At 34.2% G+C, this 24,052-nt stretch carries 14 protein-coding genes, 2 tRNA genes and 2 rRNA genes; 10 read left to right on the top strand and 8 right to left on the bottom strand.

Annotated elements, in window-relative coordinates:
- The first annotated feature begins 28 nt into the window (after positions 1 to 28).
- On the top strand, positions 29 to 703 hold the full coding sequence (gene queC / locus AJ939_RS05465) for a 7-cyano-7-deazaguanine synthase QueC (RefSeq protein WP_070276295.1): 675 nt from the start codon (positions 29 to 31) through the stop codon (positions 701 to 703).
- A 20-nt stretch (positions 704 to 723) separates the two neighbouring features.
- Here the strand turns inward: queC and dsbI are convergent, their stop codons facing one another.
- From dsbI to AJ939_RS05435, 6 genes are all read right to left on the bottom strand, one after another.
- Positions 724 to 2,250: a disulfide bond formation protein DsbI gene (dsbI, locus tag AJ939_RS05460; protein WP_070274830.1), complete on the bottom strand. Its 1,527-nt coding sequence runs from the start codon at positions 2,248 to 2,250 to the stop codon at positions 724 to 726.
- Between the two features lie 11 nt (positions 2,251 to 2,261).
- Positions 2,262 to 2,429: a disulfide bond formation protein Dba gene (dba, locus tag AJ939_RS05455; RefSeq protein ID WP_002779270.1), complete on the bottom strand. Its 168-nt coding sequence runs from the start codon at positions 2,427 to 2,429 to the stop codon at positions 2,262 to 2,264.
- 106 nt (positions 2,430 to 2,535) lie between these two features.
- Positions 2,536 to 4,314, bottom strand: coding sequence for a methyl-accepting chemotaxis protein (locus AJ939_RS05450; RefSeq protein WP_002860864.1), 1,779 nt, complete (start codon positions 4,312 to 4,314; stop codon positions 2,536 to 2,538).
- Entirely contained in the window at positions 4,304 to 5,218 is a 915-nt protein-coding gene (locus tag AJ939_RS05445) for a cytochrome-c peroxidase (protein WP_044778565.1), read from the bottom strand. Before AJ939_RS05445 ends, AJ939_RS05450 begins: the two co-directional genes overlap by 11 nt.
- An 87-nt stretch (positions 5,219 to 5,305) precedes the next feature.
- Positions 5,306 to 6,178 carry a fumarylacetoacetate hydrolase family protein gene (locus tag AJ939_RS05440; protein ID WP_002860866.1) on the bottom strand — a complete coding sequence of 291 codons (873 nt, stop codon included), beginning with the start codon at positions 6,176 to 6,178 and terminating at the stop codon, positions 5,306 to 5,308.
- A gap of 111 nt (positions 6,179 to 6,289) precedes the next feature.
- The gene (locus AJ939_RS05435) at positions 6,290 to 7,192 is read right to left on the bottom strand and encodes an RluA family pseudouridine synthase (RefSeq protein WP_052859117.1); all 903 of its coding nucleotides are present in this window, start codon (positions 7,190 to 7,192) and stop codon (positions 6,290 to 6,292) included.
- 77 nt (positions 7,193 to 7,269) lie between these two features.
- Between AJ939_RS05435 and purB the strand changes: the two genes are divergently transcribed.
- Both purB and AJ939_RS05425 read left to right on the top strand, forming a co-directional pair.
- On the top strand, positions 7,270 to 8,598 hold the full coding sequence (gene purB, locus AJ939_RS05430) for an adenylosuccinate lyase (RefSeq protein ID WP_070276294.1): 1,329 nt from the start codon (positions 7,270 to 7,272) through the stop codon (positions 8,596 to 8,598).
- Between the two features lie 15 nt (positions 8,599 to 8,613).
- Positions 8,614 to 10,983, top strand: a complete 2,370-nt coding sequence (locus tag AJ939_RS05425) for a ribonucleoside-diphosphate reductase subunit alpha (RefSeq protein WP_002860869.1) — start codon at positions 8,614 to 8,616, stop codon at positions 10,981 to 10,983.
- 38 nt (positions 10,984 to 11,021) lie between these two features.
- On the opposite strand, the gene AJ939_RS05420 is transcribed toward AJ939_RS05425, so the two are convergent.
- The gene (locus AJ939_RS05420) at positions 11,022 to 12,407 is read right to left on the bottom strand and encodes a cation:dicarboxylate symporter family transporter (RefSeq protein WP_070276293.1); all 1,386 of its coding nucleotides are present in this window, start codon (positions 12,405 to 12,407) and stop codon (positions 11,022 to 11,024) included.
- 119 nt (positions 12,408 to 12,526) lie between these two features.
- Entirely contained in the window at positions 12,527 to 13,150 is a 624-nt protein-coding gene (gene thyX, locus AJ939_RS05415) for an FAD-dependent thymidylate synthase (protein ID WP_044778558.1), read from the bottom strand.
- A gap of 119 nt (positions 13,151 to 13,269) precedes the next feature.
- Between thyX and AJ939_RS05410 the strand changes: the two genes are divergently transcribed.
- From AJ939_RS05410 to AJ939_RS05380, 7 genes are all read left to right on the top strand, one after another.
- Entirely contained in the window at positions 13,270 to 14,901 is a 1,632-nt protein-coding gene (locus AJ939_RS05410; RefSeq protein ID WP_070276292.1) for a CTP synthase, read from the top strand.
- A complete protein-coding gene (gene recJ, locus AJ939_RS05405) occupies positions 14,888 to 16,459 on the top strand; it encodes a single-stranded-DNA-specific exonuclease RecJ (RefSeq protein ID WP_002866784.1) in 1,572 nt (523 codons plus the stop codon). Before AJ939_RS05410 ends, recJ begins: the two co-directional genes overlap by 14 nt.
- Positions 16,460 to 16,544: 85 nt before the next feature.
- Entirely contained in the window at positions 16,545 to 17,591 is a 1,047-nt protein-coding gene (locus AJ939_RS05400) for a type II asparaginase (RefSeq protein ID WP_074469943.1), read from the top strand.
- Between the two features lie 745 nt (positions 17,592 to 18,336).
- Positions 18,337 to 19,849, top strand: a 16S ribosomal RNA gene (locus AJ939_RS05395).
- 103 nt (positions 19,850 to 19,952) lie between these two features.
- A tRNA-Ala gene (locus AJ939_RS05390) sits at positions 19,953 to 20,028 on the top strand.
- Between the two features lie 8 nt (positions 20,029 to 20,036).
- Positions 20,037 to 20,113, top strand: a tRNA-Ile gene (locus AJ939_RS05385).
- 726 nt (positions 20,114 to 20,839) lie between these two features.
- Positions 20,840 to 23,898 (top strand): 23S ribosomal RNA (locus AJ939_RS05380).
- Together the 16S and 23S rRNA genes with 2 tRNA genes alongside form the textbook arrangement of a ribosomal RNA operon.
- The last annotated feature ends 154 nt before the right edge of the window (positions 23,899 to 24,052 follow it).

Here is a 24,052-nt window from a genome sequence, read left to right as displayed (position 1 = left end):
CGAAATTATAGCAAATTTAAGGATAAAAATGAGTAAAAAAGCGCTTTGTATCATAAGTGGCGGTATGGATAGCACTTTGTGTGCTTATCTAGCCAAAAAAGAAGGCTATGAAATCATCGCTTTGCATTTTGACTATGAACAACGTACCCAAGAGAAAGAAAGAGAATGTTTTAAGCAAATTTGCAAAACTTTAAAAGTAGAAAAATCTTATATTTTAGATGTGAGTTTTATCAAAGATATAGGGGGTAATGCCTTAACCGATAAAAGTATAGACATTCCTAAAAATGAGCTTTGTGCAAGCGATACTCCACCTATCACTTATGTGGCTTTTCGCAATGGAATTTTCTTAAGTATAGCAGGATCTTTGGCTGAAAAGGAAAATTGTGAGAGTATTTTTATAGGGGTGGTAGAAGAAGATGGCAGTGGTTATCCTGACTGTACTGATGAGTTTATACAAAAGGCACAAGAATTTATCAATGAAGGTACGAGTAAGAATTTTAAAGTTTATATAAAAACTCCACTTGTTAGACTGAACAAAGCTAAAATTGTAGAACTAGCTTTAAAAGAAAATGTGCCTTTAGAGCTTACTTGGTCTTGTTACGAGAGTGAAGATGAAGCTTGTGGGGAGTGCGATAGTTGTTTACTTCGTTTAAGAGGTTTTGAAAAAGCAGGATTTAAAGATAAGATCAAATATAAGTCCTAGTTTTCACTAGGACTTAAAGCTTAGTTTAGAGTATAAAGCTTGTTTGCTCCATCTTGATAAGAAAGAATGTTGATTTTTCCATCTTTAAAGAAAATGCTTCTAGCATTAGTGATAGAGCTTGGGAAAGCGATAGTTTTTACTACTTCTTCTTTAACTGGATCAATTACAGCAATCACATTGTGATTTTTGCTTAGTGCATAAATTTCTCCATCTTTAAAAGTCATAGAAGTTACATAAAGATCGCCTAAAGTTTTACCTTCTTTAAGATTTGCTTTTGGAGTAAATTCTCCTGAAAGAACACGATCTTTTAAAGAAACTTTAGAGATTACAAAAGTTTTAGCGTCTTTGTTGTTTGGAACAGTTGCAAGATAAAGATAATTTCCATCTGTAGTCATGCTTGCTACATGGTTAAATTTCGCTCTTACAGTATCAAGTCTTCCACGACCTAAACCTTCACCTTGGCCTTTAAATTTATCATTACCTTTTACAAAATCAGCGTATTGTTTAGCGATATCTTCTTCACTTGCATTAGGATTTTTTGCAAATCTTAAGAAAGATTTGTTTGAGCCCATAAGAATGAATTTATCGTTCATATAAGGTATAATACCAATAATTGGATCGATAGTAGCTGAAAAATAAGGATCAAGCTCAAAACCTTCTTTAACGCTAAAATTATTATCTAAGAAAGCCACATCCCATTTAGAACTTGCTACAAATTCATTGTTGATATAATCAAGAGTATTGATGGCTTTGTCAAAATTTATGGTTTGTTCATTTGTGATTTTAAGCTCATCATTGATTTTTGCAAATGGAGCATTGTTGATATCATTATCAAATTTTATGCCAAGTTTTTCACTTGCAGGTGCAAAAGCATAATCAGGAGCTTTAACATCGCGCTTTCCTAAGAAAGAAATATTTTGCCATAAACCATTCCAACCTTCTTTACTCCAAATGATGTATTTTGGATTTAAGCTAAATCTTACAGGATCGCCTTGTCCCACATAAGGAGGAATTCCTGTGCTTACAAAAGCTTGGAAAACATTTGAAGCTACTACAATCGCACTGATAACTACAGCTGCGAGAGAAAATTTCGTATATTTTCTAAATTTTTCTCCATTTAATTCTGCTTCAAAAGCATTAAATTTAGGAGCAAAAGCAAAAATCACACCTAAAAGCAATACAACAGCCCAAAATACCACTTCAGCCCAAAAATAAGTATGGATACCAAAAACTGCTAAACCAAAACCTTGATCTAAATCTCTATGAGCGTGATTGCCATAGTGAGCAAAAGATTGATAAAGGCCTACTGCTGTCATGATTAAAAGAGCAGCAAGGTATTTACCTTTCATACCATAACGAACAATGAAAAGCGCCATCACACCGATAAAGATCATTGCTTCTCTTTGTCCCCAGCAAAGTGTGCAGGGACTATCACCCAACATATAACCAAATACAAAATTTGCAATACCTACAGGTAAGAGTATGATCAAAAAGCCTGCTAAACACATTAGTGTGTAGAAATTTTTTGTTTTATTGATTTCGTTCATTTAGCCCTCCCTTACAGATTCATTATTGTTAATAGTGCGCCTGTTTTGTGGCCAACATAGAAAAAAACCATTAAAAGCCAAGCTACCATTACTAAACCAAAAGCCAAATTTTCTTTTTCTGGTTTTTTGATAATCAGTATCAAGGCGATTAAAACTAATAAAAGTTCAAGAAACTCCATAGTATCTCCTTATGAAATAAAAACCGTTAATTTTACTTTAAAAACATAAATTAAAGATAAATTTTTTATTAAAATTTCGTGTTAATTTAAATTAACACGAAAAAAGTTACTGAAAGCTACTTAATTTTTCAGAGAGTTTAGACGCACCATTTAGAACATTTTGAGAGATATTATTGATTTCGGATGATAAATCTTTAACAGAATTTGCAAGTTCATTAACCTTGTCTATGCTTGTTCCTAGGATAAGCATTTTATCTTTTACTTCCATGCTTTTATCTTTCATGGTTTGGGTTGATTCTATAGAGCTTTCTAGTTTATGCATAGAATTTACAAGTTCTTGTTGTAAATCATTGGTTTTTAAAGAGGTTTCTTTCATAGAATCATGGATAAGATCCATCAAGGCTTTGTTGTCATTGATTTGTTGGACTATAGCATTAACAGTAGCATTTATATTTAAAAGAGATTTACTTGTTTTATCGGCAAGTTGACCTACTTCATCAGCAACAACTGCAAAACCCCGTCCATGTTCGCCCGCTCTTGCAGCTTCAATAGCTGCATTCAAGGCAAGTAGATTGGTTTGATCGGCTATATCTCTAATAGAACTCGTAATTTCTATAATATTATCTGCACTTTGAGTTAGATTATCCATATTGGCTACTATATTTTGCTCTTTTTCATTATTTTCATTTATTAAATTTACAAGTTCAGATAGAGTAAGTTCTACCTTATCCATCAGTATGTGCATATCTTGCATATTTTCTATGCTTTCTTGTGCTAAATTTCCCGCAAGATTGATATGATCATCTAAGACATAGGTGATTTCTTTAACGCCTTGAATTTGTTCATGTTGTGAATTAGAACTGTTTTCAAGCATCATAGAGTTGTTTTTGAGCTTTTGTGAATTTTGATGACTTGATTTAGCATTTTCTATGGCTTCTATGATTGAGTTTTGAACGGTGGATATAAATGAATTAATATATTGAGCACTTTGTCCAAGTTCGCTTTTTGGATCTATATTTAAACGAGAGTGTAGATTGGCTTCTTTACTAGCTAAATTAGCGCTTAGTTTTTCTAAAGTATGAATTGGCATGATGACTTTTTTTAGTGTTAATAAAATAAAAAATACAAATAATACAAGAGTGATTCCAAATACTGTTAAAGCGATATAAAATTTAAATAAATTAGATTGTTCTACAGCATTTTGAGTGAAAGCGTTAAGTTGTTTTAACTCTTTCATAAGAGAATTATTCTCATAAATAGAAGAATTATCTTGCATAATAGAAATCTGTTTTACAATCATTTTATAGTGTTTTAGAAAAAGTTGTAAATTTTCACTTTTTGTATCGTTTTTGATTTCTTTCATAAGGCTGTTGAGTTGATTGAGTGTTGTTTTTTGCAAAATACTTTCAGTTGAAAGAACGCTTAACATAGAACTCATTGTTCTATAGTTGTTTTTATTTGTTTCATGGTTTTGTTCTAATTCTTCAAAATAATTTTTAGCTAATTCAAACAAATAAAGTTTTGAATTTACCGCTATGGAATTTGCGGATTTGAAATAATTAAGCTGGATTAGTTTGGCATTAAAAATTTCTTCCGCTTTGCTTATATCAATCCCAAAAGTTTTAAGTTTTTTAAAGTTTTCTTGCATTTTTTTTATTGCTTGAACACTTGGATCATAGTTAATAAAATTAAAACTATTTTGAAAAACGGAATTGATTTTTTCATCTGAAATTTGTAGCTGTTGAACTATGTTTATTAAGTCTTTATTATCTTTAGATGAGGAGTAGTTGTTAAAAATAATACCTAGCAAAACAAGAATAAAAGCTAAAACTAGCGTAGATAAAATAATAAATTTTATCAAAAATGAACTTTTTTTATTTGTCATGATATTCTCCTGTCAAGCTTTCTAGGAATGCAACTATATTATCAACTGTTTTTTGATCTAAAAATTTTCCTAGTTGATAGTAAGCCATAAACTGAACACAAGCATCTAAAGTAGGTATAGAACCATCATGAAAATAAGGCGCGGTTTTGGCTATATTTCTTAAACTAGGAACCTTAAATATCATTTTATCAGCTTCTCTTTTTGTGATTTCATAGCGTCCTAAATCTTCTTGATTTGGGTATTCTTCAAAAATACCGATTTTTTGAAACATATTTCCACCTATATTTTGACCTTGATGACAAGAAATGCAGCCATTAGCTTTAAAATCTTCATAACCTTTTTTAGCTTGAGCTGAAATAGCATTTTGATCTCCGCTAAGATAGCGATCAAAAGGAGAATTTGGAGTGATTAAGGTTTTTTCAAATTCTGCAACTGCAAGAGCTATGTTTTCTACCGTAACTTCTCCATAAAGTTTTTTAAAAGTTTTTACATAATCTTCATTAGAATTAACTTTTTGTAAAAGAAGTTCAGGACTTAGTCCCATTTCTTTTGGATTAAAAAAAGGCACTTTTGCTTGTTCTGCTAAATCTTTGGCTCTGCCATTCCAAAATTGCACAAAATTAAACACAGAATTAAAGGTTGTAGGAGTGTTAAAAGGTTTATCAAGTTGATTATCAACTCCTATTGAAAATTCAAGTCCATCAACGCCGTGTTGATCAAGCCTATGGCAGGTATTACATGAAACTTTTCCATCTTTGGATAAGCTTTTATCCATATAAAGACTTTTTCCAAGCTTAGCTTTTTCTTTATCATAAGGGATGGAATTTGGAATAGGGGTTATCATATCTACTGCAAAGACTATATTTGCATAAGATAAACATAAAATTATTATTATTTTTTTCATAATAAATTTCTACCTTAAGTTTAAATTTCTCAGAATGTCATTATACTTTAATTTTGGTAAATTGTTTAATATATTGATATTTTTTATTTAAAGTTTTTTTATTTTGTTGCAAAGTTCTCCTAAATTTTCTATGACACAACGTACTTTATCTCCTGATTTTAAAAAAGTAGGTGGATTTAACCCCATGCCCACTCCACTAGGAGTTCCCATAGATATAATACTTCCAGCTTTTAAAAGCATGCCCGCGCTAAGTTCTTCTAAGACATAAGCAATATCAAAAATAAACAATTGGGTGTTAGAGTTTTGGCGTAGTTCATCATTGACATAGCTTTGAAGTTGGAGTTTAGGAGGATAAGAAATTTCATCTACGCTTGTGATATAAGGTCCCATTATAGTGCTACCTTCAAGACTTTTTGCTCGGTAGAATTGTTTGTGGCGTTTTTGAAGTTCGCGAGCTGAAATTTCATTGATAATAGTATAGCCAAAGATATAATTTTTTGCATCTTTAGCTTTGATTTTATAAGCATCTTTACTTAAAATAAATGCAAGCTCACATTCATAATCAAGCTGAGAAGTTACATCTGCATGTAAAGGTATATCACCAAAAGGTGGCGTAGCTTGATTGCAGCGTTTTCCAAAATATACAGGATATTCTCTTTCTTCAAATTTTTCACCCTTAAATTTGGCAGATTCTTTGGCATGATCTAAAAAATTAATCCCAAGACATATAATATCTTGACGAGGTTCTATAATAGGAGCTAGATAATCTTCTTTTGGAATTTCATAGGCTATTTTAGAATCCAAGTCTGTAAGCTTGTGTTTAAATTTATCAAAATAGATAATAAATTCATTCATATCGTTAGTTTCAATGCCAAGATCAGCAAAACTTACAATTTTTCCACTAGAATTTAGTACTCCTAGATTGGGTTTTTGATCCTGTATAAAATTAACAAATTTCATTAAAAAATCTCGCTTTTTTATTTAATTATACTTAAAGTTTTAGCAAGAATTATTTTTTTGTTTTAAAATTTGGTAAAAAAGTGATTGATTGTAGCGTAGTGAAACATCATTTTATTTTATGGAATTGTTGAAAATTTCTTTTATGTTTATTTTTGAGTTGATATCAAAATTTTGATTTTTATATTGAAATTTCAAACGATAAGAATGTAAACACAAACGCAAGGCACCTGTAAGTTTTAAGCGTTCTTTAGGATTTAATTTTTCATCTAAAATGCTTTCGATTTGTTCTTTGCTAAGCCCATAAAGCGGATCTCCTAAAATGGTATGGTTTTTATAGTGCAAATGCACTCTTATTTGGTGTTGCCTGCCTGTTAAGGGTTTGCAAAGTAAAAGAGTAGCGTTGATTTTAGGAAAGTATTCTAAAATTTCAAATTCAGTGATAGCTTGTTTTCCTTCTTTGCAAATTTGCATTCTTGTTTTTACATCATCGTAGTTTTTAGTTAAATTTATAGCTTTATCAACTATAAAATTTTCTTCTATTTTTCCATGAGCTAGAGCAAGGTATTCTTTTTGAACTAGTTTTTTTTCAAATAAGCTTTTAAGATCAATTTGTGCTTTTTTATTTTTGGCTATAAGTATAAGTCCGCTCGTTTCTTTATCGAGCCTGTGTGTTACGCAAGCTTCTTTTCCCCAAAGATGCCAAATTTCATCACTAAGACTGTATTTGCAATGTCTACCATTTGGATGGCTTAAGATCCCACTTTCTTTTTCAAGTATGGCAAAGTCTTCATTTTCAAAGACAATTTCTACTCCTTTGGGGTTGTTTTCATAGACTATAAGCTCTACTAAACCATTTAAAATTTTATTCTTTTCTTCTACTAAAATTCCATCACAAAAAAGTCTTTTTTTGTCTATGAGTTTTTGTGCTTCATTTATGCTAATTTTTAAATTTTCCATAAGGACTTGAAACGCCTTTTTTCCATTATTTGAGAGTTTTATTTTTATGTAGGCCATTTAATAACTTTCTTAGGATAATTTGATATAATTTCCGTTTTTTAAAATATAAAATTATAGCTAAAAAGGTTTCAAAGATGGTTGAAAGATATAGCAGAGAAATCATGGCTAAAAAATGGGACATGCAAGCAAAATATGATGCGTGGTTAAAAGTAGAATTAGCTGCTGTAAAAGCTTGGAATAAACTCGGTCTCATTAATGACACAGACTGCGAAAAAATTCTTAAAAATGCAAAATTTGATATTGCAAGAATAGACGAAATAGAAAAAACCACAAAACACGATGTTATCGCTTTTCTTACAAGTGTAAGTGAAAGTTTGGGAGAAGAGAGTCGTTTTGTGCATTATGCAATGACAAGTTCTGATTGTATAGATACAGCTGTTGCTTTACAGATAAAAGAGAGTTTGGAGCTTATTTTAGAAGATGTTTCTTTGCTTTTAGAAGTGATCAAAAAGCGTGCTTTGGAGCATAAAAACACCTTAATGGTAGGAAGAAGTCATGGAATTCATGGAGAGCCTATCACTTTTGGTTTGGTGTTAGCTATTTGGTATGATGAAATTTTGCATGCAAAAGAGCTTTTAGAACATGCAAAAGAAGTGATAAGCTATGGAAAAATCAGCGGTGCAATGGGAAATTTTGCTCATGCACCTTTGGAATTTGAAGAAGAAGTTTGTAAAAATTTAGGTCTTAAAGCCGCTCCTGTTTCAAATCAGGTGATTCAAAGAGATCGTTACGCTCAAGTTATTTCTGCTATTGCGATTTTAGCTTCAAGTTGTGAGCAAATCGCTGTAGCCATAAGACATTTTCAAAGAACTGAAGTTTATGAGGCTGAAGAGTATTTTAGTGTAGGACAAAAGGGAAGTTCAGCTATGCCACATAAAAGAAATCCCGTTTTAAGTGAAAATATCACAGGGCTTTGTCGTGTGCTTAGATCTTTTGTAACTCCAGCTTTAGAAAATGTTGCACTTTGGCATGAAAGAGATATATCTCATTCTAGTGTCGAAAGATTTATTTTGCCTGATGCTTTTATCACGGCTGATTTTATGCTTATGCGTCTTACAAATATGATTGATAAGCTTTTGGTTTATCCTGAAAATATGATGAAAAATTTAAATCTTACAGGCGGGCTTGTATTTTCAGGGAGGGTGCTTTTAGAGCTTCCATTTAAAGGCATTAGTCGTGAAGAAGCTTATAAAATAGTTCAAAGAAATGCTATGAAAGTTTGGGCGGATTTGCAAAATGGCAAGGCTGCTATCAATGAAAAAAATGAAAGTTTGTTTTTGTTGGCACTTTTAGAGGATGAGGATTTAAGAAAAAGTTTGAGCGAAGAGGATGTAAGAAAATGTTTCGATTATAACTACTATATAAAAAATGTTGATGCAATTTTTAAAAGAACATTTAAATAAAAAGCAAGGAAGGCAATGAAAGTTATTAAAAGAAATGGTCGCACAGAAGAATTGGATATTTCTAAGATTAAAAAATGCACCTCTGATGCTGTAAAAGATTTAGAAGGTGTGAATTTAAGCGAACTTGAACTCGATGCAAAGATTCAATTTCGCGATGGAATTTCAACTGAAGAAATTCAAAAAACTTTAATTAAAACCGCGGTAGATAAGATAGATATTGATTGTCCAAATTGGACCTTTGTTGCAGCTAGACTTTTTTTATTTGATTTGTATAAGAAAGTTAATGGTATGAATCGCTATAATCATTTGCGTGAATATTTTGAAAAGGGCGAAAAAGAAGGAAGAATTTTACTTGGTCTTAAAGAAAAATACGATTTAGATGATTTAAATGCTTATATTAAGCCTGAACGCGATATGCAATTTACTTATCTTGGTATTAAAACTTTATATGATAGATACTTGATTAAAGATAGTAAAGGTATGCCTATAGAACTTCCTCAACAAATGTTTATGGCCATTGCGATGTTTTTAGCGCAGAATGAATTTAATCCCCAAGAATGGGCAAAGAAATTTTATGATCTTATTTCTAAATTTGAACTCATGCTTGCAACTCCAACTTTATCAAACGCTAGGACAACGCGCCATCAACTTAGCTCTTGCTATATAGGTTCAACTCCTGATAATATTGAAGGCATTTTTGATTCTTATCAAGAAATGGCTTTGCTTTCTAAATTTGGTGGCGGTATAGGTTGGGATTGGTCTAAAGTGCGTGCTATGGGTGGAAGCATAGATGGACATAAAAACGCTGCAGGAGGGATTATACCTTTCTTGAAAATTACTAATGATATTGCCGTGGCAGTAGATCAACTAGGAACCAGAAAAGGAGCTATAGCCGTTTATATAGAACCTTGGCACATGGATATAAGTGATTTTATTGATTTGCGTAAAAATTCAGGTGAAGAAAGACGCCGTGCTCATGAACTTTTCCCTGCTTTATGGATCAATGATCTTTTTATGAAGAGAGTAAGAGCTAATGATAAATGGACTCTTTTTGATCCTGCAGATACAGCGGATTTGTGTGATTTATATGGCGAGGCTTTTGAAAAACGCTATGAAGAATATGAAAAAGATGAAAGCATTACCAAAGAAATCGTAGAAGCTAAAGAGCTTTGGAAGAAAATTTTGCTAAATTATTTTGAAACAGGCTTGCCATTTTTATGTTTTAAAGATAGTGCTAATAGAGCAAATCCAAATGCTCATGTAGGAATTATTAGAAGTTCAAATTTATGTACTGAAATTTTTCAAAATACCGAGCCAAATTATTATCAAATTAAAGTAGTTTTTGAAAATGGAGATGAGCTTCATTTTGATGAAGAACAAAAAGTTGTGATCGATGGGGGATATGAAAAACCAGCCAAAAAAATCTCAACTTTAGATAGTATTGATGGTAATAAAGTTTATATAGTGGAAAAATATAAAAATGATGGAAAAACAGCCGTTTGTAATTTAGCAAGTATAAATCTTAGCAAAGTATATACCAAAGAAGATATAGAGCGTGTTGTGCCAACGGCTATTCGTATGCTTGATAATGTAATTGATTTAAATTTTTATCCTCATAGAAAAGTAAAAGATACAAATTTAAAATCTCGTGCCATAGGTCTTGGAGTCATGGGTGAGGCACAAATGCTTGCTGAGGCTAAGATTCATTGGGGAAGTGATGAGCATTTAAATAAAATCGATGAGATTATGGAGCAAATTAGCTTTGAGGCTATTAATGCGAGTTCAAATTTAGCTCTTGAAAAAGGTTCTTATGAAGATTTTGAAGGATCAAACTGGAGCAAGGGGATTTTTCCTATTGATGTAGCAAGTCCTAAGGCTAAAGCTTTAACTTTAAGAGAAGGTTTATTTGATCAAAGTGAATGCGATTGGGTTAAACTTAGAGAAAAAGTTAAAAAAGATGGTATGAGAAATGGTTATCTGATGGCCATTGCACCTACTTCTTCTATTTCTATCTTGGTGGGTACTACGCAGACTATAGAACCTGTTTATAAAAGAAAGTGGTTTGAACAAAATTTAAGTGGTATGATACCTGTTGTTGTGCCAAATTTAAGCCTTGATACTTGGCAATACTATACTCCAGCCTACGAACTTGATCAAAAAATTCTTGTAAAGGCTGCTGCTGTGCGTGGTAAGTGGATCGATCAAGGGCAGAGTTTAAATATCTTTTTGTCGCTCGATAAAGCAAGTGGGGGATATTTAAATGAAATTTATCAACTCGCTTGGGAGCTTGGAGTAAAATCTACTTATTATTTAAGAAGTGAAAGCCCTGATAGTGAAAAAGTCAATGTTGCAGATCGTAGCATAGAATGTGAAGGTTGCCAATAAATACTAAAACCCAATGAAAAGCATTGGGTTTTAAAAGATTAAGAATTGTAAATTTCTTTATCTAGAGCTTTTAGATTTTTTGCGGTACAAAGTGCCGAAGTCATAGTTCCTGAGACATTGCTTGCTGTTCTTGCCATATCTATAATAGGATCTATGGCTAAAATCAAACTTAGCATGACAAAATTATTACCAAATCCAATCCCTGCTAGCATAATAGAAGCTGCCATAGTTGCGCTTCCAGGTACCCCAGCTATACCCAAGGATCCAATCACAGCTACCAAAACTATCATTAAAGCAAATGTAAAATCAATATGTGTATGTGTAGCAAAAGCTACAAAAACTGCTGCTAAAGCTGGAAAATATCCTGCGCAACCATTAAGTCCTGTTGTTGTACCTATAGATGCTACAAAATTAGCTATAGCTGAATTAACTCCAAATTTATTTTGCAAAGTTGAAGTGGTCATAGGTAAAGTGCCTAAAGAAGATCTTGAGCTAAATGCAAATAACCATACAGGAAAGGCTTTTTTTGCATATTTTATAGGGTTTAACCCTTGTGAAGCAAGAAGTAAAAAATGCACCCCAAACATTATAAACATAGCTATATAAATAAGCATTATAAAAAGTCCAGCTGTTTTGATAGCTTCAAAACCATTGCTTAAAAGCACATTAGCCATCATACAAACTACAGCATAAGGCATAAATCTAATAACTGTAGCAGTCATGTTCATCATAATATTATAAAAGGTTAGGATAAAATTATGAAAACTTTTAAAGGCTTGTTCATACTCTTCTTTTTTAGAAATTTTTTTAGCACTAATTCCTATAAAAAAAGAAAAAATGACAATAGCTATAATATTTTCTTTATTAATAGCTGTAATGATGTTGCTAGGTATTAGTCCTAGTATAATATTTGAAAAAGTTTGAATTTCGCGAATTTGTTTATCTCCTTCATGTATAGCAAAATTACTTCCTAAATCAAAACTATAACCTAAAAATATACCCAAGGTTGCAGCTATGGCTGTGCTAAAGAGTATCCAAAAAAGACTTATTCCAAGCAAGGAGGATATTTTGATATTTTTATCAATTTCTATAATTACTTTTATAATGCAAATGCTTACAAGAGGAACAACTAGCATTTTTATAAAAGCTACAAAAACAGAACTTACAAATGCAAACCAATGTTTTGTTTCACTATACCAAAGAATATTACTTGCTTCTTTAGCATCTGGAAAATTTGCCAAATATTGCAAAGCAAAACCAAACCCCAAACCCATTAAAAGCGCAAATAGCATGCGAAGAGAAAAATTGATTTTTATATCCCGCATTTTTTTTAATGCGTAAAAAACAACGCAAAGCATAGCAAGAGTAGTTATAGTATGAGCTTGTGAAATCATTAGAAAATCTTGAAAAAATTGTTTATCCATAAAAAGTCCTTATAAGAAACTATAATCAAGCACAAGGTATATGAAAATATACTTGCATAAAGCTTGATTTTATAAATGGTAGCATAAAAATATTTTAAATAAGATAAAATTAGTATGATTTATTCTATATCTTTATGTAGGCAATGTTCAAATATAAATTTGTGTTCTTGTGGTAAGGCTTCAAATAAAGCATTTGCTAAATTTCTAATCTCCCAAAGAGCTGATTTTGAACTACGCAAAGATATGAAATTTTGCAAACTTCTTGCATTAATCGTTAGTGTAAGTTCGGTTTTATAACTTTCTGGTAAGCAGTATTTGGCTATATCTAGACTAATGCTTTTTTGTAAAATAGTGCGTAAATTTTCTAAGGCTTTAATACTTGCGTTATCAACCTCTTCATTGCCACAAAGCACAAGATAACGGCTTGCATTTTCAAAATCTCCTGTTTTAAATTCAGCTTCATTGCGAAGTTCTTTTAAGGTATAACGCGTGCTTTTTACACTAGGACTAGTGTGACGGTGTCTTGCAACTTCTTGCAAACAAGCTCTTGAAATTCCTTGTATATAAAAAGTATAGTTTAGATGTTCTAAGGTTGAAGCGTGTTTGAATTTATTACCCACGCGATCGATAAGTTCTTTATCTTTTTCGCCACCGCAATCGCCTTTTTCAAAGCTTTGCCAACAAGTTCTTGTTGCATGAGAACAAATAGATAATGGAGTGTGAAAAAGTAAAGTGATTTGCATGCTTATTCCTTTTTTGATAAAAATATTTTTTATAATTCTTGCATTTTTTACTTAAAATTCTAATGAAATAAAAAGTTTTATCAAGCTATAATTAGATAAAAAAATAAGGCTTATTATCAATGAAACAAACAAAATATATTTTTGTAACAGGCGGAGTTTTAAGTTCTTTGGGTAAAGGGATAGCTGCTGCTTCTATCGCAACACTTTTAAAAAATTCAGGGCTTAAAGTGAGTATTTTAAAAGCTGATCCTTATATCAATGTCGATCCAGGCACCATGAGTCCTTTTGAGCATGGGGAAGTTTTTGTAACTGATGATGGAGCAGAAACGGATCTTGATTTGGGACATTATGAGCGTTTTTTGGATGAGAGTTTATCTCAAGATAATAACTTTACTACAGGACGCGTTTATCAAAGTGTGATTGAAAAAGAAAGGCGTGGAGAATATCTTGGCAAAACCATTCAAGTTATCCCTCATATAGTAGGAGAAATCAAAGATCGCATTAAAAAAGCAGGAGAAGGCAAAGATATACTCATCGTTGAAATAGGCGGAACTGTTGGGGATATAGAAGGCTTGCCTTTTTTAGAAGCTATTCGTGCTTTGCGTTTGGAAGTGGGTAAAAATAATGCTATGAATATTCATCTTACTCTAGTACCGTTTATCAAGGCTACAGGAGAATTAAAAACAAAGCCAACTCAACATAGTGTAGGCGAGTTAAGACGCATAGGCATTAGTCCTGATATGATTATTTGTCGTAGTGAAAAAGCTCTTGATAGAGATTTAAAAGATAAAATTGCTATTTCTTGTGGGGTGGAAAAAAATTGCGTGATAGAAAGTGTTGATGCGGCTAGTATTTATCAAATTCCACTTAATTTTTTAAAGCAAGATATTTTAAGCCCTATTGCTGAAATTTTGGATTTGAAAAATTTAAAACCTAACATGGAAAATTGGGACTCTTTGGTAAAAAGAGTTATAGCTCCAAGCAATGAAGTTAAAATCGCTTTTGTAGGCAAATATGTGGATTTAAAAGAAAGTTATAAAAGCCTTACTGAAGCTATTATACACGCAGGTGCAGCCCTAGATACTAAAGTGGAGTTAAAATGGGTAGATAGTGAAAAACTTGAAAATATGGAAAGTTCTGAAGTATTTAAAGATGTGAGTGGAATTTTGGTTGCTGGGGGATTTGGATATCGTGGTGTAGAAGGTAAGATAAAAGCCATTCAATACGCAAGAGAAAATAAAATTCCTTTTTTAGGAATTTGTTTAGGTATGCAGCTTGCTTTGGTGGAATTTGCTAGAAATGTATTAAAACTTAAAGATGCAAATTCAAGTGAATTTGATGAGAAATGCCAAAATCCTGTGGTTTATTTGATTGATGAATTTATGGATACAAATGGAGAAAAACAAATTCGTACTGCAAAAACTCCTTTAGGCGGAACTATGCGTTTAGGAGCTTATAAATGCGATATTAAGGAAAAATCCCTTTTGGCTAAGGTTTATAATGAAGCAAAAAGTGTAAAAGAACGCCATCGTCATCGCTATGAAGCAAATCCAAAATATAGAGCAGATTTTGAAAAACACGGTTTGATTGTAAGTGGTGAAAGCAAAGGATTGATCGAAGCAGTTGAGCTTAACTGTCATCCTTTTTTCTTGGCTGTGCAATTTCATCCAGAATTTACTTCAAGACTTGAGCATGTTAATCCTGTGATTTGCGGTTTTATCAAGGCAGCTATAAACTATGAAGATAATTAATAAAAATGAAATTAAAAAAATTTTGGCTTCACGCTTTGAAAAAGATTTGCATACCAAACTTTGTGATCTGCCTTTGCCATGCTGTTTAAAGGATGCATATAAAGCAGCTAATCGCATCAAAGAAGCTGTAGAAAAAAATGAGAAAGTCGCTATAGTAGGGGATTATGATGTTGATGGAATCATTTCTTGTGTTATTATGGCGGAATTTTTTGATGATATAGGTTTTGATTATATAGTAAGAATTCCAAATCGTTTTAAAGATGGATATGGATTAAATGCTGAGATTATCAACGAACTTGATGTAAATTTAATAATAACAGTAGATAATGGAATAGCTGCTCTTGAAGCAGCCAAACTCTGCAAAGAAAAAAATATAGATTTGATTATCACTGATCATCATATGCCTCAAGATGTTTTGCCTGATGCTTTTGCCATTATCAATCCAAAGCAAAAAGATTGTGATTTTCCAGAAATTGAAATTTGTGGAGCACAGGTAGCTTGGTATTTGATAGCGGCTTTAAAAGAAGTTTGCAAGCTTAAATACGATATGAGTAAATTTTTAGAACTTTTGGCGATTGCAATTATTGCAGATATGATGGAGCTTAGAGATTTAAATCGTGCTTTAGTAAGGCGTGGTATAGATCATATTAACAAATCCAAAAGAGCTGCTTTTAGGGCTATTAAGCATTATTATCAAAAGGATAAATTTGCTCTTGATAATATAGGGTTTTTAATTGCTCCGCTTATAAATAGTGCTGGAAGAATGGATGATGCAAGTATTTCTTATGAATTTTTACACACTAAAGATTTTAATAAAGCTTTAGAATATCTAGAGCAAATTGTTAGTTTTAATGAAAGTCGTAAAGATGAAGAAAAACAGCTTTTTGAAGATAGTTTAAATCAAATCGATGAAAACGATTCTTGTATTGTGGTATCGGGCTTAAATTGGCATGAAGGGGTTTTAGGGATTGTGGCAAGTCGTTTAGCTAAACATTTTAATAAACCTGCTTTTGTATTTTCTCAAAATGAAGAACACTTAAAAGGCAGTGCAAGAAGTGTTGGCAAGATTGATATTTTAGCTTTAATTTCTAAGACAAATTCTATATTAAGCAATTATGGCGGTCATAAAGGTGCTGCTGGAATCAGTTTAAACTCTGAAAATTTTGAACAATTTAAAAATAAAATCAAAAAAGAATGTTCGCAAATTTCTGAAAGTGAATTTTTGGATACGGATGAAATTTTAGGAATCTTAGAACCTAGCGAAATTGATTTTGAAATGCTTGAAATTTTAGAATCTTTTGAACCTTTTGGACATAAAAATCCACGACCTTTTTTTGTTTTAGAAAATCTTTGTGTAAAAAATAAAAAACTTCTAGGTAAAGATGAAAAACACTTAAAGCTTATTTTAACCAAGGAAAATAAAACCATAGAAGCTTTATTTTTTAATTTTGATAAAGAGCCAGAATTGAATCAAAATATTTCTTTGCTTGGAAGTATTTCTAAGAATGAATTTAGAGGATTAGTAACTCCACAATTTGTTATTAAAGAAATTTTATAAATTTTATAAAATTTTTATTTATTATTTATTAATATTATATAAGTTTCATTAATGAAACGAATTTTAACAAAATAAGGGGAGAATTGTGAAAAAGTTACTATTATGTGTATTAGTATTTTTATCTATAGGAGCATGTATGGCAGAAGCTAAACCAAAGATTGCTATTTTAGCAACAGGTGGAACTATAGCGGGTTCTATTGATAGTGCTGTTGCCACAACAGGTTATACAGCTGGGGTTGTTGGTGTAGATGTTTTAATCAAAGCGATTCCACAAATTCAAGATTTAGCTAATATTAGTGGGGAACAAATAGCAAATATTGATAGTTCAAATATGCGTGATGAAATTTGGCTAAAGCTTGCTAAAGAAATCAATAAGCTTTTTGCTGAAGGGGTGGATGGTGTGGTTATAACTCATGGTACTGATACCATGGAAGAAACTGCTTATTTTCTAAATTTAACCATTAAAAGTGATAAGCCTGTAGTTTTAGTTGGCGCTATGCGTCCATCAACTGCTATAAGTGCAGATGGGCCAAAAAATCTTTACAATGCTGTAGCATTAGCTGCTGATAAAGAGTCTAAGGGCAAGGGTGTTATGGTAGCTATGAATGATAAAATTTTAAGTGCTAGAGGTGTAGTAAAAACCCATAGTTTAAATGTTGATGCTTTCTCTTCTCCTGATTTTGGGGATTTGGGTTATATAGTAGATGGTAAAGTCTTTTTCTATAATAATGTTACTAAAGCTCATGCAAAAAACGCTCCTTTTGATGTAAGCAAACTCACAAGTTTGCCAAAAGTAGATATTCTTTATAGCTATTCAAATGATGGTAGTGGTGTCGCTGCAAAAGCTCTATTTGAACATGGAACTAAGGGCATAGTTGTTGCAGGAAGTGGTGCAGGAAGTATACATGAAGATCAAAAAAATGTTTTAAAAGAGCTTATAAAAAAAGGACTTGATGTTGTTGTAAGTTCAAGGGTTGTAGCAGGTCGTGTTGCTGTGAGTGATTCAGATGAAAAATTAGGTTTTATTAGTGCTGAAGATTTGAATCCTCAAAAAGCAAGAGTTTTGCTTATGTTAGCGCTTACAAAAACAAGTGATCCTAAAAAAATTCAAGAGTATTTTTTAAAATATTAAAATTTTTTAAATATTTCTAAACTTAGGGAATTTATCTTCCCTAAGTCAAGCCTTTTAATCCTAATAATAGTATATTATATCTTGCATTTTTTATTATCATTAAAATATAGCCCCCATTTTTTAACCCACCAAATACTTATATAAATACTTACACAAATATTTATACTATTTAATCCTTTATTTAATCCCCTTTTAAGTTTAATTGGTTATACTTTCATTTCCTTTTTTTGAAAAAAGGACTTAAAATCTTTTAAATTATAAAGTTTCACTAACTGAGTAGATTTTATAAATTAACTTTATTTTAGATTTTTTAAGTTTTTAAATTATTTGAGTTTTTAACTTTCTTAATTTTTTAATTTAAAACTAAAAAGCTTTTTTATAAATCTTGTTTTTAATTTAAAAACTTTTCTTTTAAAAATGATTTTTTGTTTTGTTCTTTTAACTTAGTATTGTTATTCAAATCTTATTAGTCAATCTTTGAAATCTAAATAAGTGATCGATTGAGCCAGAAAGATTTAGGCATAAGCAATTATGTAAAATCTATTCAATCTAATTTAAAAAGATTAAAAGCTTTTCTTTTAATCTTTTATAACTTTTTCTTTGAAGAAAAAGATTAAACTATCTATAAAAGTAATAAGGTTTATCTCTTTAATGTAATCTAAGTAGTTTATCTATATTAGGTTGGCGGGGTAGGCCTTTAGCTTGCTTCTTAGTCAAGGCTTTGCCTTGATGCTAAAGAAGGTTTATTATGGAGAGTTTGATCCTGGCTCAGAGTGAACGCTGGCGGCGTGCCTAATACATGCAAGTCGAACGATGAAGCTTCTAGCTTGCTAGAAGTGGATTAGTGGCGCACGGGTGAGTAAGGTATAGTTAATCTGCCCTACACAAGAGGACAACAGTTGGAAACGACTGCTAATACTCTATACTCCTGCTTAACACAAGTTGAGTAGGGAAAGTTTTTCGGTGTAGGATGAGACTATATAGTATCAGCTAGTTGGTAAGGTAATGGCTTACCAAGGCTATGACGCTTAACTGGTCTGAGAGGATGATCAGTCACACTGGAACTGAGACACGGTCCAGACTCCTACGGGAGGCAGCAGTAGGGAATATTGCGCAATGGGGGAAACCCTGACGCAGCAACGCCGCGTGGAGGATGACACTTTTCGGAGCGTAAACTCCTTTTCTTAGGGAAGAATTCTGACGGTACCTAAGGAATAAGCACCGGCTAACTCCGTGCCAGCAGCCGCGGTAATACGGAGGGTGCAAGCGTTACTCGGAATCACTGGGCGTAAAGGGCGCGTAGGCGGATTATCAAGTCTCTTGTGAAATCTAATGGCTTAACCATTAAACTGCTTGGGAAACTGATAGTCTAGAGTGAGGGAGAGGCAGATGGAATTGGTGGTGTAGGGGTAAAATCCGTAGATATCACCAAGAATACCCATTGCGAAGGCGATCTGCTGGAACTCAACTGACGCTAAGGCGCGAAAGCGTGGGGAGCAAACAGGATTAGATACCCTGGTAGTCCACGCCCTAAACGATGTACACTAGTTGTTGGGATGCTAGTCATCTCAGTAATGCAGCTAACGCATTAAGTGTACCGCCTGGGGAGTACGGTCGCAAGATTAAAACTCAAAGGAATAGACGGGGACCCGCACAAGCGGTGGAGCATGTGGTTTAATTCGAAGATACGCGAAGAACCTTACCTGGGCTTGATATCCTAAGAACCTTATAGAGATATGAGGGTGCTAGCTTGCTAGAACTTAGAGACAGGTGCTGCACGGCTGTCGTCAGCTCGTGTCGTGAGATGTTGGGTTAAGTCCCGCAACGAGCGCAACCCACGTATTTAGTTGCTAACGGTTCGGCCGAGCACTCTAAATAGACTGCCTTCGTAAGGAGGAGGAAGGTGTGGACGACGTCAAGTCATCATGGCCCTTATGCCCAGGGCGACACACGTGCTACAATGGCATATACAATGAGACGCAATACCGCGAGGTGGAGCAAATCTATAAAATATGTCCCAGTTCGGATTGTTCTCTGCAACTCGAGAGCATGAAGCCGGAATCGCTAGTAATCGTAGATCAGCCATGCTACGGTGAATACGTTCCCGGGTCTTGTACTCACCGCCCGTCACACCATGGGAGTTGATTTCACTCGAAGCCGGAATACTAAACTAGTTACCGTCCACAGTGGAATCAGCGACTGGGGTGAAGTCGTAACAAGGTAACCGTAGGAGAACCTGCGGTTGGATCACCTCCTTTCTAGAGTACAAAGTAATAAGTCTCACCACTATTACTTCAAATATATAAACTCAATTGATTCTTGTTTAGATTTCAAAGATTGATGATAAAGCTAATTGTTTATGGGGAATTAGCTCAGCTGGGAGAGCGCCTGCTTTGCACGCAGGAGGTCAGCGGTTCGATCCCGCTATTCTCCACCATTTATTAAGGGCCTATAGCTCAGCTGGTTAGAGTGCACCCCTGATAAGGGTGAGGTCACAAGTTCAAGTCTTGTTAGGCCCACCATAAAAAAGATTTGAATAAAAAAGCTTTAAAATCTAAAGCAAGTATATAAAGTAGATTAAATATAAAATATAAACTCTATACTTAGATTTATTTTTTTATCTTTAACTATAAAAGAATATACTTTAATAGATATAAGTAGCATATACATTATGTATTTATATTTATAATGATTATATTAATATATATACTTCCTTTAGGTTTTAAACCTAAATGTTCTTTTTAATTATCATTGTTAAGAGTCACAAGCAAGTTTTAATAAAAACAATTTTACAGGACTTGTTAAAGGATAAAACCTATTTATCTTTTCTTTGGTTTAACTTATATCTTTTAATTATCTTTATCTTTAAAATAAAGAGAATATTAGATTTAAGATTTATAAATTAAAGACAAGTTTCAAACTCACAGCTTAGTTAAGACTAAATCATTTAGTTTCTATATTAAGGTTTGAATGCTTTCCGTCTTAAGATAAAGAAGTCTTATCATAAAAACTTTAACAAGGAAGTGATGCGTTTTAGAATCAATAAAAAAGGTAGAAGTTAGGTTATATCTAACTTTTATGCAAATTGTTTTTTTAGTGATTAAGAATTGAAGCTTTATCTACATTAATTTTTTAATGAATGTTTAGTTTATTTCGTTTTAAGCCTAATATCTTTTAGGTTGGCGGGGTAGGCCTTTAGCTTTGGTTCTTTAAGATGAGCTTTGCTCATCTGCTAAAAGAACATCAAAAGGTAAGCTACTAAGAGCGAATGGTGGATGCCTTGACTGGTAAAGGCGATGAAGGACGTACTAGACTGCGATAAGCTACGGGGAGCTGTCAAGAAGCTTTGATCCGTAGATTTCCGAATGGGGCAACCCAATGTATAGAGATATACATTACCTATATAGGAGCGAACGAGGGGAATTGAAACATCTTAGTACCCTCAGGAAAAGAAATCAATAGAGATTGCGTCAGTAGCGGCGAGCGAAAGCGCAAGAGGGCAAACCCAGTGCTTGCACTGGGGGTTGTAGGACTGCAATGTGCAAGAGCTGAGTTTAGCAGAACATTCTGGAAAGTATAGCCATAGAGGGTGATAGTCCCGTATGCGAAAAACAAAGCTTAGCTAGCAGTATCCTGAGTAGGGCGGGACACGAGGAATCCTGTCTGAATCCGGGTCGACCACGATCCAACCCTAAATACTAATACCAGATCGATAGTGCACAAGTACCGTGAGGGAAAGGTGAAAAGAACTGAGGTGATCAGAGTGAAATAGAACCTGAAACCATTTGCTTACAATCATTCAGAGCACTATGTAGCAATACAGTGTGATGGACTGCCTTTTGCATAATGAGCCTGCGAGTTGTGGTGTCTGGCAAGGTTAAGCAAACGCGAAGCCGTAGCGAAAGCGAGTCTGAATAGGGCGCTTAGTCAGATGCTGCAGACCCGAAACGAAGTGATCTATCCATGAGCAAGTTGAAGCTAGTGTAAGAACTAGTGGAGGACTGAACCCATAGGCGTTGAAAAGCCCCGGGATGACTTGTGGATAGGGGTGAAAGGCCAATCAAACTTCGTGATAGCTGGTTCTCTCCGAAATATATTTAGGTATAGCGTTGTGTCGTAATATAAGGGGGTAGAGCACTGAATGGGCTAGGGCATACACCAATGTACCAAACCCTATCAAACTCCGAATACCTTATATGTAATCACAGCAGTCAGGCGGCGAGTGATAAAATCCGTCGTCAAGAGGGAAACAACCCAGACTACCAGCTAAGGTCCCTAAATCTTACTTAAGTGGAAAACGATGTGAAGTTACTTAAACAACCAGGAGGTTGGCTTAGAAGCAGCCATCCTTTAAAGAAAGCGTAATAGCTCACTGGTCTAGTGATTTTGCGCGGAAAATATAACGGGGCTAAAGTAAGTACCGAAGCTGTAGACTTGCACACAACTTAGATTATTTAAGTTTAGAATATAAAAAACTAAGTTATATGTTTTAAGTTATATTTTTACTGATTTTTATAGAGTAAAGATAGAAACAAAACTTAGTAAAATCAGTAAAAATATTCTTGGTTTAAAGTTTAAGTAGTTTAAGTTGTGTGCAAGTGGTAGGAGAGCGTTCTATTTGCGTCGAAGGTATACCGGTAAGGAGTGCTGGAGCGAATAGAAGTGAGCATGCAGGCATGAGTAGCGATAATTAATGTGAGAATCATTAACGCCGTAAACCCAAGGTTTCCTACGCGATGCTCGTCATCGTAGGGTTAGTCGGGTCCTAAGTCGAGTCCGAAAGGGGTAGACGATGGCAAATTGGTTAATATTCCAATACCAACATTAGTGTGCGATGGAAGGACGCTTAGGGCTAAGGGGGCTAGCGGATGGAAGTGCTAGTCTAAGGTCGTAGGAGCTTATATAGGCAAATCCGTATAAGAACACTCCGAGAACTGAAAGGCTTTTTGAAGTCTTCGGATGGATAGAAGAACCCCTGATGCCGTCGAGCCAAGAAAAGTTTCTAAGTTTAGCTAATGTTGCCCGTACCGTAAACCGACACAGGTGGGTGGGATGAGTATTCTAAGGCGCGTGGAAGAACTCTCTTTAAGGAACTCTGCAAAATAGCACCGTATCTTCGGTATAAGGTGTGGTTAGCTTCGTACTAGGATTTACTCCGAAAGCGAAGAAACTTACAACAAAGAGTCCCTCCCGACTGTTTACCAAAAACACAGCACTCTGCTAACTCGTAAGAGGATGTATAGGGTGTGACGCCTGCCCGGTGCTCGAAGGTTAATTGATGGGGTTAGCATTAGCGAAGCTCTTGATCGAAGCCCGAGTAAACGGCGGCCGTAACTATAACGGTCCTAAGGTAGCGAAATTCCTTGTCGGTTAAATACCGACCTGCATGAATGGCGTAACGAGATGGGAGCTGTCTCAAAGAGGGATCCAGTGAAATTGTAGTGGAGGTGAAAATTCCTCCTACCCGCGGCAAGACGGAAAGACCCCGTGGACCTTTACTACAGCTTGACACTGCTACTTGGATAAGAATGTGCAGGATAGGTGGGAGGCTTTGAGTATATGACGCCAGTTGTATATGAGCCGTTGTTGAGATACCACTCTTTCTTATTTGGGTAGCTAACCAGCTTGAGTTATCCTCAAGTGGGACAATGTCTGGTGGGTAGTTTGACTGGGGCGGTCGCCTCCCAAATAATAACGGAGGCTTACAAAGGTTGGCTCAGAACGGTTGGAAATCGTTCGTAGAGTATAAAGGTATAAGCCAGCTTAACTGCAAGACATACAAGTCAAGCAGAGACGAAAGTCGGTCTTAGTGATCCGGTGGTTCTGTGTGGAAGGGCCATCGCTCAAAGGATAAAAGGTACCCCGGGGATAACAGGCTGATCTCCCCCAAGAGCTCACATCGACGGGGAGGTTTGGCACCTCGATGTCGGCTCATCGCATCCTGGGGCTGGAGCAGGTCCCAAGGGTATGGCTGTTCGCCATTTAAAGCGGTACGCGAGCTGGGTTCAGAACGTCGTGAGACAGTTCGGTCCCTATCTGCCGTGGGCGTAAGAAGATTGAAGAGATTTGACCCTAGTACGAGAGGACCGGGTTGAACAAACCACTGGTGTAGCTGTTGTTCTGCCAAGAGCATCGCAGCGTAGCTAAGTTTGGAAAGGATAAACGCTGAAAGCATCTAAGCGTGAAGCCAACTCTAAGATGAATCTTCTCTAAGCTCTCTAGAAGACTACTAGTTTGATAGGCTGGGTGTGTAATGGATGAAAGTCCTTTAGCTGACCAGTACTAATAGAGCGTTTGGCTTATCTTTAATAAAGCATCACTTCCTTGTTAAGGTTTTTAAGAAGACTTTGAATATAGATAATATTTAGAGTTTCATAGAAATCTTTCAAGTAGAGTTTGTATTAGAACTTGCTCTTAACATTGTTTTTTAAGTATTCTATATAAAAACTTATCAAAGATAA

This window comes from Campylobacter sp. BCW_6889, assembly GCF_001762535.1.
In the GTDB taxonomy this organism is placed as follows: domain Bacteria; phylum Campylobacterota; class Campylobacteria; order Campylobacterales; family Campylobacteraceae; genus Campylobacter_D; species Campylobacter_D jejuni.
The sequence above is the reverse complement of the archived record's forward strand: the minus strand, read 5'-3'. Positions and strand labels throughout refer to the sequence as shown.

Coding starts and splice junctions, on each gene's coding strand:
- AJ939_RS05440 (WP_002860866.1), bottom strand. CDS start 6,178: ATGAAATTTGTTAATTTTATACAGGATCAAAAACCCAATCTAGGAGTA.
- AJ939_RS05450 (WP_002860864.1), bottom strand. CDS start 4,314: ATGACAAATAAAAAAAGTTCATTTTTGATAAAATTTATTATTTTATCT.
- AJ939_RS05420 (WP_070276293.1), bottom strand. CDS start 12,407: ATGGATAAACAATTTTTTCAAGATTTTCTAATGATTTCACAAGCTCAT.
- AJ939_RS05425 (WP_002860869.1), top strand. CDS start 8,614: ATGAAAGTTATTAAAAGAAATGGTCGCACAGAAGAATTGGATATTTCT.
- queC (WP_070276295.1), top strand. CDS start 29: ATGAGTAAAAAAGCGCTTTGTATCATAAGTGGCGGTATGGATAGCACT.
- AJ939_RS05435 (WP_052859117.1), bottom strand. CDS start 7,192: ATGGCCTACATAAAAATAAAACTCTCAAATAATGGAAAAAAGGCGTTT.
- AJ939_RS05410 (WP_070276292.1), top strand. CDS start 13,270: ATGAAACAAACAAAATATATTTTTGTAACAGGCGGAGTTTTAAGTTCT.
- recJ (WP_002866784.1), top strand. CDS start 14,888: ATGAAGATAATTAATAAAAATGAAATTAAAAAAATTTTGGCTTCACGC.
- dsbI (WP_070274830.1), bottom strand. CDS start 2,250: ATGAACGAAATCAATAAAACAAAAAATTTCTACACACTAATGTGTTTA.
- purB (WP_070276294.1), top strand. CDS start 7,270: ATGGTTGAAAGATATAGCAGAGAAATCATGGCTAAAAAATGGGACATG.
- AJ939_RS05445 (WP_044778565.1), bottom strand. CDS start 5,218: ATGAAAAAAATAATAATAATTTTATGTTTATCTTATGCAAATATAGTC.
- thyX (WP_044778558.1), bottom strand. CDS start 13,150: ATGCAAATCACTTTACTTTTTCACACTCCATTATCTATTTGTTCTCAT.
- dba (WP_002779270.1), bottom strand. CDS start 2,429: ATGGAGTTTCTTGAACTTTTATTAGTTTTAATCGCCTTGATACTGATT.